Source organism: uncultured Roseovarius sp., from assembly GCF_913054395.1.
Classification (GTDB): Bacteria; Pseudomonadota; Alphaproteobacteria; order Rhodobacterales; family Rhodobacteraceae; genus Roseovarius.
The window spans coordinates 1-5,683 of the sequence record NZ_CAJXIP010000186.1 but is presented as its reverse complement, the minus strand read 5'-3'; the positions used below and the strand labels follow the sequence as shown (position 1 = coordinate 5,683).

General features: G+C 61.9%; 6 protein-coding genes. 3 read left to right on the top strand and 3 right to left on the bottom strand.

Going from position 1 to position 5,683, the window contains the following annotated elements; all coding sequences use genetic code 11:
* Positions 1-364, top strand: a 364-nt coding sequence (locus tag QZ522_RS17380) for a phosphoenolpyruvate carboxykinase (ATP) (protein ID WP_294614571.1), incomplete at its 5' end; no start/stop codon positions are given.
* An 89-nt stretch (positions 365-453) separates the two neighbouring features.
* Here QZ522_RS17380 and QZ522_RS17375 read toward each other — a convergent pair.
* On the bottom strand, positions 454-1,227 hold the full coding sequence (locus tag QZ522_RS17375; protein ID WP_294614568.1) for a sulfite exporter TauE/SafE family protein: 774 nt from the start codon (positions 1,225-1,227) through the stop codon (positions 454-456).
* 146 nt (positions 1,228-1,373) lie between these two features.
* Between QZ522_RS17375 and QZ522_RS17370 the strand changes: the two genes are divergently transcribed.
* Positions 1,374-3,062 carry an acyl-CoA dehydrogenase family protein gene (locus QZ522_RS17370; RefSeq protein WP_294614565.1) on the top strand — a complete coding sequence of 563 codons (1,689 nt, stop codon included), beginning with the start codon at positions 1,374-1,376 and terminating at the stop codon, positions 3,060-3,062.
* A gap of 3 nt (positions 3,063-3,065) precedes the next feature.
* On the opposite strand, the gene QZ522_RS17365 is transcribed toward QZ522_RS17370, so the two are convergent.
* Together QZ522_RS17365 and QZ522_RS17360 are read right to left on the bottom strand one after the other, a co-directional pair.
* Positions 3,066-4,040, bottom strand: coding sequence for an SLAC1 anion channel family protein (locus QZ522_RS17365; protein WP_294614562.1), 975 nt, complete (start codon positions 4,038-4,040; stop codon positions 3,066-3,068).
* Between the two features lie 7 nt (positions 4,041-4,047).
* Positions 4,048-4,746 (bottom strand): fumarylacetoacetate hydrolase family protein, encoded by a 699-nt coding sequence (locus QZ522_RS17360; RefSeq protein WP_294614559.1) that lies wholly within the window; start codon positions 4,744-4,746, stop codon positions 4,048-4,050.
* A gap of 177 nt (positions 4,747-4,923) precedes the next feature.
* Between QZ522_RS17360 and QZ522_RS17355 the strand changes: the two genes are divergently transcribed.
* On the top strand, positions 4,924-5,610 hold the full coding sequence (locus tag QZ522_RS17355; RefSeq protein ID WP_294614556.1) for a DUF1045 domain-containing protein: 687 nt from the start codon (positions 4,924-4,926) through the stop codon (positions 5,608-5,610).
* Positions 5,611-5,683 lie beyond the last annotated feature (73 nt).

Genomic DNA, 5,683 nt, shown 5'->3' with positions numbered 1-5,683 from the left:
CAACCTGCTGAAGGCGAAGATTGCCAAGCATGGCGCGACCTGCTGGCTGGTCAACACCGGCTGGACCGGCGGCGCATATGGCACCGGATCGCGGATGCCGATCAAGGCGACCCGCGCGCTTTTGACCTCGGCCCTCGACGGATCGCTGAACGAGGTCGAATTCCGCAAGGATGAGAACTTTGGCTTTGACGTGCCCGTGGCCGTGCCCGGCGTGGCCGAGGTCCTGCTTGATCCGCGCCGCACCTGGTGCGATCAGGGGGCCTATGATGCGCAGGCGGCCAAGCTTGTCGAAATGTTCGCCGACAATTTCGCGCAATACCTGCCGTTTATCGACGACGACGTGAAAGCCGCCGCTATCGGCTAAACCGCGACGCAGCGTGGGGTGCACCCACCCTCGATCACAATCAGGCGCCCCGGCCCCACGGCGGGGGCGTCCTGCTTTTCCAGCCGCCGCTACATCACCATGATCCCCCGCCGGATCAGGTTGAGCCCGGCAATCAGCAGCACCCAAAGCGTCATCCGACGGAATGCCGCCTGATCGAAGCGGTCCTGAAGCCGAAAGCCGATCCAGATCCCCAAAAGCGCCGGCGGCATCATCCCAAGCGACAGCGGCAATGTTCCGGCCCGCAGCACGCCCGAGCCGATATGCGCCCCCACCAGCGCCAGGGCGCCAAGGCCATAGATCACCCCCTGAACCCTCATCTGTTCGGTCTTTTCGGTGCCCCGCGCGGTCAGCATCGCCACTGTCGGCGGCCCCCACATGCCGGATATGCCGCCAAACACCCCCGCAAGCGCGCCCATCGCCGCCTCGCCCCTTGGGCCGGGATCAGGCGGCAACCGCAGCCCTCGGCCGAACAGGGTGGTGAGCGCATAGATCGTGATCAGTGGCCCGATGAACAACAACATCCCGGACGGCGGCAAGATCGGCACCAGTTGCGCGGCAAGCACCATCACAACGCCGCCCGCAGCCAGGAACACCCAGAACCGGCGCACCGAGGCCAGAGCGGCCCGCGCCCCCTGCCGAAGCGCCTGCCACAGATTCGTCGCCAGCGTCGGCAGGATCAGCGCAGCCAGCGCCAGATCGGGCGCCATGACCGAGCTTAGCCCGGCGATCATCACTGTCGGCATGGCGAAGCCGACCACGCCCTTGACCATGCCCGCGCAGATCGCCACGCTAAAGGCAAACGCCCAGCCCCAAAGCGGCCCTATATCAAAAAATGCTTCCATAATCCCCTCTTAACACGCCCATTAGCGCGGCACCGCAAGAAATCAATGCGCAACTTTCAATCAAATCAGGCACTCTTTTCGTTAAATAGTTGCGCTGCACCTGCGAAATAGATAAAACGAGCCGCAACTGCGAAAGGACCCGAAAAATGGCACATGACGGACAGGATATTGCAATGACGAAACCGATCATTCTGGGCGATCTTCTGGCCCTGACAGGCGCGTCGATTGCCCCGGTCGAAACCTTTTTTGAGGCTGCAAAAGACAATATCCGCCAATTGGTTAGCGCCGATGGCCGGGTCTCGGGCGCCGCCATAGAGGCGAACCAGTCGGCGGCCCATGGGCTGGCCTGGCTCGCGACCTACACGGAATCCTTGCGGCAGATGCAGCATTGGGCCACCCGGCTGAAGGAATCGGGCACCTTCGGCGAGGTCGAACAGCTTTTGCTTCAAATCGGCTTTGGCGAATATCTTGGCCAGATTCAAGGCGGCATCCTGATGAACCAGGGCGAGATCGTCCGCCCGCATGACATGGGCCTCAGCGCCAACGATATCGCCGCGTTTCAGACCCCCGCCGTGACCACGCTGATCGCCGACGGCAACAGCCAGGCCGCGCGCACCCGCCTTGTCGAACTGATGCAGGAACGCTCTGCCGAAATTACCGTCGGGCGCACCGGTCTTGATGACGAACTAGAGATGATCCGCGAACAATTCCGCCGCTTCTCGGTCGACAAGGTCGAACCGCATGCCCACGACTGGCACCTCAAGGACGAGTTTATCCCGATGGAAATCATCGAGGAACTCGCCGAAATGGGCGTCTTCGGCCTGACCATCCCCGAGGAATTCGGCGGCTTCGGCCTGTCCAAGGCGTCCATGGTCGTGGTGTCCGAGGAGCTGAGCCGAGGCTATATCGGTGTCGGAAGCCTTGGCACCCGGTCCGAGATTGCCGCCGAACTGATTCTCTGTGGCGGCACCGACGCGCAAAAGGCGCAATGGCTGCCGAAACTGGCCAGCGCCGAAATCCTGCCGACGGCGGTGTTCACCGAACCCAATACCGGCTCTGATCTTGGCAGCCTGCGCACCCGCGCGGTCAAGGATGAAAACGGCGACTGGAAGGTGACCGGCAACAAGACCTGGATCACCCATGCCGCCCGCACCCATGTGATGACCCTGCTGGCGCGCACCAAACCAGACACCACCGATCACCGCGGGTTGTCGATGTTCCTCGCCGAGAAAACGCCGGGCACCGACGAGGCCCCCTTCCCCACGCCAGGCATGAGCGGCGGCGAGATCGAAGTGCTGGGCTATCGCGGCATGAAGGAATATGAGCTTGGCTTCGACAACTTCCATGTGAAGGGCGAAAACCTGCTTGGCGGCGAAGAGGGCAAAGGCTTTAAACAGCTGATGGAAACCTTTGAATCCGCCCGCATACAGACCGCCGCCCGCGCCATCGGCGTGGCCCAATCGGCGCTTGATGTGGCGATGAAATACGCCATCGACCGCAAGCAGTTCGGCAAAAGCCTGATCGACTTTCCGCGCGTCTCCGGCAAGCTTGCGATGATGGCGGTCGAGATCATGATCGCCCGCCAGTTGACCTATTTCAGCGCCTGGGAAAAGGACAACGACCGGCGCTGCGATCTTGAGGCAGGCATGGCCAAGCTGCTTGGCGCGCGCGTCGCCTGGGCTGCGGCGGACAACGGCCTGCAAATCCACGGCGGCAACGGCTTTGCCCTAGAATACACCATAAGCCGCATCCTCTGCGACGCCCGAATTCTCAATATCTTCGAGGGCGCCGCCGAGATTCAGGCCCAGGTGATCACCCGTCGTCTGCTGGATTAACCGCTAGTCGGGTACAAAAACCTCATTGTTCCGCAGCGCCACGGCGGTGCGGAACAACAGCGCCAGAATGATCACGCAAAGCACCGCCAACAGGCCAAGCCCGACCACCCTCTGGCCCGCCGATCCCGTGGCATCGCCATAGACAAAGCTGGCAATCGTCACTCCCGCCATCGGAAAGCTGAGCGCCCAGAATGCCAATGAAAACGGCAGCCGCAGAAGGCTTGGCAATTGCACCGCCACGATCAGGGTAAAGATATAGGCCCCGTTCAAAAGCACGCGGGCGAAGGAATCGACCTCGCCCACAAGCGCCACCCAGGCCAGAAACCCGACCGAAGGCGGCGCGATCAGAATAACGAGCGTCGGCTGCAATCGCTGCGGCAAGGGATCATGAAAGATCAGCCGGTTCATCACCAGCACCAGAAAGACGATCCAGAAAATCAGCCCGACCGAGGTGAAAAACCAGCTGATTTCGACATATCCTAAGGGGACCCCACCAATCGCCACGATCACATTCCCCACCGAAGGGATGAACCAGGCGGGCGTCAGATGCCCATGCTGGAACGACCGCGCGCCGATCCAGCGGCTGACCACCGAGACCGTGAGGACAAGCTGCAAGGGGACCGCCACAAGCCACATCGCCCGCGCCAATCCCGGCGCCGGATCGAGCATCACCACCGCCATCAGCACAAGCGCGATAGAGATCGCCGGAAAGAACGCAAGCTTCACCGGATGCCGCCACTCGGCCACCACGGCGCCCGGATGGCGTAGCCCCTTGGCAAGGTACAAAAGCGCAACAATCGCAAAAATGACCATCGTGAAGCCATGCGCCGCGCCGGATATGAAATATCCAAACCCAAGCGCCGCCTCGCCCGCGCGAAGCGCAAGCGTAAAGCCGCAAAGCCCCATCACGATGGTGAAAAGCGTAACCGGCACATGCGCAAGCCAGTCCCTCTCTTCAACATGCACCGCCTCTGACATGCCGCGCCTACTCGGGGGCGCCGATGCGCAGGGAAAGATCGCTCAGCCCGTCGATCTGACCGTGCAATTCACTGCCGGGTCTGACCGGCCCGACACCCGCCGGCGTCCCTGTATAAATAAGGTCGCCGGGCATCAGATGATAGAATTGCGACAGGTGCGCGATCACTTCGGGCACCGACCAGACCATATCGCACAGTCGCGACTCTTGTACGATCTCGCCATCGAGGGTGAGGCGGATCGCCTGATCAGCGATCTCGCCGAACTCTGCGGCCAGGGTCAGCGGGGCGATGATCGCCGAGTCTTCGAAATCCTTGCCCAGATCCCAGGGGCGGCGCTTGTCCTTGGCCTGCGCCTGAAGATCGCGACGCGTCAGGTCGATGCCGCAGGCATATCCATAAACCGCCTGCATCGCCCCGCTCTTGCCAACGCGAAAGGCGGGCGCGCCGATGGCCACGACAAATTCCATCTCGTGATGGCAATCCTGCGTGCCAAGCGGATAGGCAATGCTTGCCCCGCTCAGGCAGATCGCATGTGCCGATTTGGTGAAATAAAACGGCGCCTCGCGGTCAACCTCATTGCCCATCTCGGCGGCATGGGCAGCATAATTGCGCCCGACACAGAAAATCCGGCGGACAGGAAAGCCGCCGTCCTGCCCCAGAACGGGAACTTGCGGCGCTGCGGGCACGTCAAAAAGCGGTGAGGTCATGGTATCTCCGATGGGCGTCTGGATGTCATCAGCGCCCGTTATGCGCCCGCCCTCTTGTCTTGTCAAAGTCCGGCAAGACCCGATTACGAACCGCCACGCCATTGGCTACACCGGCCTCTTGTGTCATGTCGCTGTCACAGAGTGATGGCACATCGCCGAGAAACGACAGGCACGCGCATGGATTTCAAAAGATACGCCGTTTACGTCACCCCCGAACCCGGTCCTCTCGCCGAATTTGGTGCGGCCTGGCTTGGCTGGGACTGCACGACAGGACGCAGTGTCGATCACCTAACGGTGCCCGGCCTGCCGATACCCTTGAGCGAGATAACCGAAACCCCGCGCAAATATGGCCTGCATGCAACGATGAAACCGCCCTTTCGTCTGGCCCATGGCCAGAGCGAAGCCACGCTCGTCACCGCGTTTGAGACCTTTTGCAGCACCACCGCCCCCGTCACGCTTGCGGGCTTGGACCTTGCCTGCCTCGGCCGGTTTCTGGCGCTGGTTCCAGAGGGCGACGAAACTGCCCTTCGCTGTCTTGCCGCCGAGGCTCTGCAGGCATTCGAACCCTTCCGCGCGCCCCTCACCGAGGCCGAACTTGCGCATCGCCGCGCTGGCGGCCTCAGCCCCGAGCATGACGCCCTTCTGGTACAATGGGGCTATCCCTATGTGATGCAGGCCTTCCGGTTTCACATCACGTTGAGTGGCAAGCTTCCGCGTGCCGAGGCGCGCCGGACACAGGCCGTTCTCGCCCCCCTGCTCGAGCCACTCCTGCCGCGCCCGTTTGCGATTGCCGCGCTTTCGCTGATGGGTGAAGACGAAAGCGGCCGATTTCACCTGATCCGCCGTGACGCGCTATGCGGCTGAATAAGAGCTTCTTGCCTTCGGCGAGGATATTTGAAGCAAGAAGAAACAACGGACCTGCAATTTCATCTTTCCT

What these genes read in the sequence shown, in the direction of transcription:
- QZ522_RS17365 (WP_294614562.1), bottom strand. Translation starts at nt 4,040, where the DNA reads ATGTCAGAGGCGGTGCATGTTGAAGAGAGGGACTGGCTTGCGCATGTG.
- QZ522_RS17355 (WP_294614556.1), top strand. Translation starts at nt 4,924, where the DNA reads ATGGATTTCAAAAGATACGCCGTTTACGTCACCCCCGAACCCGGTCCT.
- QZ522_RS17360 (WP_294614559.1), bottom strand. Translation starts at nt 4,746, where the DNA reads ATGACCTCACCGCTTTTTGACGTGCCCGCAGCGCCGCAAGTTCCCGTT.
- QZ522_RS17370 (WP_294614565.1), top strand. Translation starts at nt 1,374, where the DNA reads ATGGCACATGACGGACAGGATATTGCAATGACGAAACCGATCATTCTG.
- QZ522_RS17375 (WP_294614568.1), bottom strand. Translation starts at nt 1,227, where the DNA reads ATGGAAGCATTTTTTGATATAGGGCCGCTTTGGGGCTGGGCGTTTGCC.